This is a genomic window from Vibrio sp. 03_296, from assembly GCF_002265885.1.
Genome location: NZ_NPKW01000876.1, coordinates 1 through 1,286 on the forward strand (window position 1 = coordinate 1; position 1,286 = coordinate 1,286).

A 1,286-nucleotide genomic window follows, 5' to 3' on the forward strand; every position below is an offset into this window, starting at 1 on the left:
GATAGAACCAAGGGTCTCGGAACATTTCGGTGACGTTGATGGATAAGTCCAACAGCATTTGGTCGAAGAACCGCGGCTCATTGATCACTTTGTGTTGCATTTGAGAATAATTCGACATGCCCTCGATGGCGCGTCGATACTCTAATCGACGCTTGGTATGGGCCAGCGAATACTCACGAAAATCGTAGCCATATTTGCGGTATATCGCTTCAAGTAACAACTGAATTTCCAGTTGTTCGTTTGACAATTCAGTGACGCTTTCCATATCAGTACAACCAAACTCTTAACATTGAAGTAACTTATCGGTATTTACCGGTTTCGCTAAATAATCACTTGCGCCCGCTTCGATGCACTTGCTTCTGTCGCCTTTCATGGCTTTCGCCGTTAAAGCAATGACAGGCAGCTTTTCATACACTTTTTGTTTGTCGGATCTCTTCCATTGCTTCGTAACCGTCCATCTTCGGCATCATGATGTCCATGAGCACCACATCGATGTCAGGATTTTCTTTGAGCTTGTCTAGGCTCTCTATGCCATCGCGTGCAATGACGATGTCCATTCCTTTGTCTTCAAGAATGCTCGATAGCGCGAAGACGTTTCTCATATCATCGTCCACCAGCAAGACTTTCTTGCCCGTTAAGACGGACTCTTTGTTGTGCACGGCTCTTAAAATACCGCGTTGCTCACTAGGCAAGTTAGCTTCTACGCGGTGCAGGAAGAGGGCTGACTCATCCAAAAGACGCTCTGGCGACTTCACTCCTTTGATAATAATGCTCTCTGCATAGCGACTTGAGTTTCGCGCTCTTCCTTCTTTACTTAGTTCGCGTCGGTGTAGACGATATCGGTACTCGAGCCGCGGTTTCACTTCGACGAATACGTTCAAGTAGCTCAAATCCGGTCATGTCTTCCAAGCCCAGATCCAACACCATGCAGTCATAGCGATTGGACTCCAATTCTTCGAGTGCTTTTTCCCCGGTTGGAACCGCCACGATATGAATGTCGTCTTCACCGATTAGCTGGCGAATAGACTCTTGTTGGATGGCGTCATCTTCAACCACCAACAAACGTTTTACGGGTTTAGAGAGAATATCTTCGATATTGCCAAACGCTTTTTCGAGTCTTTTTCCATTWMGACTGGTTTGGTTAGGTAGCCAATTGCTCCCATGCGCAGCGCATCGAGGTTTGCGTCATTGGCAGACATAAAATGAACCGGGATATGGCGCGTCTCAGGGTTTTCTTTGAGTCGCTCCATGACGGTCCAGCCATCGATGCCGGGAAGGCCAATATC

The 1,286-nt window shown here is 47.2% G+C and carries 4 protein-coding genes and 1 pseudogene; all 5 read right to left on the reverse strand.

Features of this window, described 5'->3' with window-relative positions:
• Nucleotides 1-265 (reverse strand): annotated as a pseudogene (locus tag CIK04_RS28545) (protein-glutamate O-methyltransferase CheR); the annotation flags it as partial.
• Nucleotides 266-283: 18 nt separating this feature from the next.
• Nucleotides 284-373: a hypothetical protein gene (locus tag CIK04_RS35815; protein ID WP_369597182.1), complete on the reverse strand. Its 90-nt coding sequence runs from the start codon at nt 371-373 to the stop codon at nt 284-286.
• 34 nt (nt 374-407) lie between these two features.
• Nucleotides 408-734 (reverse strand): response regulator, encoded by a 327-nt coding sequence (locus CIK04_RS34660; protein WP_325205960.1) that lies wholly within the window; start codon nt 732-734, stop codon nt 408-410.
• A 76-nt stretch (nt 735-810) separates the two neighbouring features.
• Nucleotides 811-1,056 (reverse strand): response regulator, encoded by a 246-nt coding sequence (locus tag CIK04_RS34665; RefSeq protein ID WP_325205961.1) that lies wholly within the window; start codon nt 1,054-1,056, stop codon nt 811-813.
• A gap of 11 nt (nt 1,057-1,067) precedes the next feature.
• Nucleotides 1,068-1,286, reverse strand: a 219-nt coding sequence (locus CIK04_RS34670; protein ID WP_325205962.1) for a response regulator, incomplete at its 5' end; no start/stop codon positions are given.